We start from the raw sequence: 2939 nt of genomic DNA on the forward strand, positions 1-2939 counted from the left end.
AGGGGGGAGGGTTTCAGGAGGCAGGAGGCAGGTGAACTGCTCGCGGTTCCTGCGCCCTCTTCCCTGAAACCCTCCCCCCTCTTTCCTAGCGGTACTTTCGCAAATCTGGCGTCCTGCGACGGCCAAGTGTCACGAGTTTCAGGAGGAGAATCCTGTCTCCTGCGACTCGCGAACATGCTACATGAAAGAAGTGGCGAAGCGAGGTGTGGTCCATGTTCTGGCGGTTGTCGGTGCGCGTGCTGTTCCCGCGCTCCGCATCAGCCCGTTGGTGACTGGTTGCCTCGGCGGCACGGCTGAACTGATCACACAGAGAGAAAGAGACCAAGAGAAAAGGAGCACAGGGACCTCTGTGTTCTCCTTTTCTCTTGGTCTCTGTGTGATCAGTTGAACGGCGCCCGCCCGATCGTCGCGTGGCGGGATGGACACGAGCGCTGAAGAGTCACCCGCACGACTTGGCCGCGCCGCGTGTTCAACGTGAAAATCGCAGAGAGGAACGCACCGTCCTGCAGAGAGGGATCGGTCAATCGGTACAGTATTTTCATGTAGGCGCCGAAGGGGGTATTTTCATAGGGGAAAGGCAACCGTTTATGGCCAAGATTTGCGAAAGTACCGCTAGCGCGTTGCTTTTTCCCCACTCCCGTCGGGGCTTCCCACCCCCATGTCAGGATTTCACCGACTCCCTTCCACGCCGCGTGTACGGACATTGCCCGTCAGGCACCACACGACAGGAATCACCTCGCTGAGGAGTTCTCGTGATTTACGAACTGGAAGGCGACATTCTGCTCACCAAGGCGCAGGCCATTGCGCATGGTGTCTCGCCCAATGACCACTTCGACGCCGGCCTCGCACTCGCATTGCGCGAGCTGTGGCCGGGCATGGCAAAAGATTTCCGCCACTACGCGAAGCAGGCGCACCCGAAGCCGGGCGAACTCTGGACCTATCGCAGCGCCGATGGCCACACGATCTACAACCTGATGACGCAGGAAGGTGACCATGCCTCGTCCGCGTCGGGGCGTGCGTCGACGCCCAACGTCAATCACGTGTTGAAGCGGCTGCAACACGAGCTCGACAAGGGCGACATCAAGAGTGTCGCGCTACCACGACTCGCCACCGGGGCTGGCGGTCTCGACTGGGATGAGGTGCGGCCGCTGATCCAACAGCATCTCGGAGACGTCGGCATTCCGGTGTACGTCTACGTCACCTACCGGAAGGGTGTCGCTGGCAAGGAAGTCGCGGCCTGATCATGGCGCGATCGGATACCACTTAGCGAGGATACGATGAAGACAATTCTGGTCGCACTTGATGGTTCGTCGTTCGCCGAAGCAACCATTCCCGTCGCGCTTGGCCTCGCAAAGCAACTCGGTGCGCAAATTGAGTTGGTGACCGTGCACGAGCCGATGCCCGGCCGGCACAATATTTCCGGGTCCAGCGCACACGAACATGTACTCGAGCGTGAGCTGATCGCAGCACGCCATGAAGCGGCGGTCCGTTCCCTCGACGCGGTCCGCGACGGGATCATACAGCGCGCCGACGCGCCCTTGGTCACAACAACCGTGCTGGCCGGCGTCCCGGCGGAACGACTACTGGAATACGCCAACGAGCGCGGGGCGTGCCTGCTCGTCGTCGCCACGCACGGACTCGGCGGACTCTCCCGTCAGTGGATGGGCTCAGTGACCGATGCGCTCGTGCGGCACGCCACGATCCCGATCGTCACGGTGCGCCCTGACGCCGCGTACGAAAGCCGCACTCCCGAAGCGCGTGCGGAGTGGACGCTGCGCCGCCTGCTCGTGACGCTCGACGGCTCGAGCGCCGCAGAGCGTATTCTCGAGCCGCTGCAGGCGCTCGTCCCGACAACCGTCGCCTATCGACTCCTCCGCGTCATTTCTCCGCAGAGCCAGCTGCTGCGAGCCCTGACGCCGACGAGCGAACACGAGCGTGACCTTGCCGATCAGCGCCAGCGCGCGACCGCCTATCTCGACGAGATCAAAGCACAACTGGAGGCCTCTGGTGTCAGCGCGACACACCGCATCATGACCGACACCGTGGTGGCGCATGCCATCGCGGACGGCGCGCATGAACCCGATATCGACCTCGTCGCCATCGCCACGCACGGGCGCGGAGCCATCGGTCGCCTCGCGCTCGGCAGCGTAGCGGACAAGGTGCTCCGCATCGCGGACAAGCCTGTGATGCTGTTTCGTGTGACCGCGGATGACGCTGGCACGGAACCCCCGCGGTAGCTCAGCGGAAGCAGCACGACGCGGCGTTGGTCACCGGGCAGCGGTGCGCTCGGCTTGCGGAAGCCTGACATCGATCGCCCGATGGTCATCTGCTGATCGAAAGACCACCGATTTCGTCCTCGACGACGTGGCACACCACGTCGATCGAGCACTCGATCAGCACCTTGACCAGCTCGGCGGCGAACGGTCTCGCCGCCGATGTCGTGCGGGCGCGCACGCTGCTCGCACAGTTTGGCGACACCATGGTGGTGCTGTTGATGGTGGCCGCGCTTATCGCCGGCCTCGCGCCCGGCGACATCGTACTGCTCATCGCCGGCAACATCGTGCCGGCCGATCTACGCCTGCTCGATGCCGTATGGCTGAGCATCGAAGACGCCGCACTCACCGGCCGAACAGTGCCTCCGCAACCGCACTCTCCGTTTCCAGAATCGCCAGTGTGGTCTTCAGCACGGTGTCGGGATTCAGCGAGATGCTGTCGATGCCTTGCTGAACGAGGAACTGCGCGAACTCGGGGTAATCGCTCGGGGCCTGGCCGCAGATGCCGATCTTGCGCCCTTTGGCGCGGCAGGTGGCGATGACTTGAGCGATCATCTTTTTCACCGCGGCGTTTCGCTCGTCGAAGATGGGGGCGACGATCTCGCTGTCGCGGTCCACGCCGAGGATGAGCTGGGTCAGGTCGTTCGAGCCGATGCTGAAGCCGTC

General features: G+C 63.2%; 4 protein-coding genes and 1 pseudogene. 3 read left to right on the top strand and 2 right to left on the bottom strand.

Annotated elements, in window-relative coordinates; genetic code table 11:
• Positions 1 to 752 precede the first annotated feature (752 nt).
• The gene (locus tag ACLL97_RS17620) at positions 753 to 1241 is read left to right on the top strand and encodes an Appr-1-p processing protein (protein WP_411281791.1); all 489 of its coding nucleotides are present in this window, start codon (positions 753 to 755) and stop codon (positions 1239 to 1241) included.
• Between the two features lie 36 nt (positions 1242 to 1277).
• Entirely contained in the window at positions 1278 to 2237 is a 960-nt protein-coding gene (locus tag ACLL97_RS17625) for a universal stress protein (RefSeq protein WP_411281792.1), read from the top strand.
• Between the two features lie 85 nt (positions 2238 to 2322).
• Here ACLL97_RS17625 and ACLL97_RS17630 read toward each other — a convergent pair whose 3' ends face one another.
• Positions 2323 to 2535: a hypothetical protein gene (locus ACLL97_RS17630; RefSeq protein WP_411281793.1), complete on the bottom strand. Its 213-nt coding sequence runs from the start codon at positions 2533 to 2535 to the stop codon at positions 2323 to 2325.
• Between ACLL97_RS17630 and ACLL97_RS17635 the strand changes: the two are divergent.
• Positions 2495 to 2581, top strand: a pseudogene (locus ACLL97_RS17635) (hypothetical protein); the annotation flags it as partial. The gene ACLL97_RS17630 and the pseudogene ACLL97_RS17635 overlap by 41 nt on opposite strands.
• A 37-nt stretch (positions 2582 to 2618) precedes the next feature.
• Here the strand turns inward: ACLL97_RS17635 and ACLL97_RS17640 are convergent.
• On the bottom strand, positions 2619 to 2939 hold a 321-nt coding region (locus tag ACLL97_RS17640), incomplete at its 5' end, for a putative PEP-binding protein (RefSeq protein ID WP_411281794.1).

Source organism: Gemmatimonas sp., assembly GCF_046594945.1.
Classification (GTDB): Bacteria; Gemmatimonadota; Gemmatimonadetes; order Gemmatimonadales; family Gemmatimonadaceae; genus Gemmatimonas.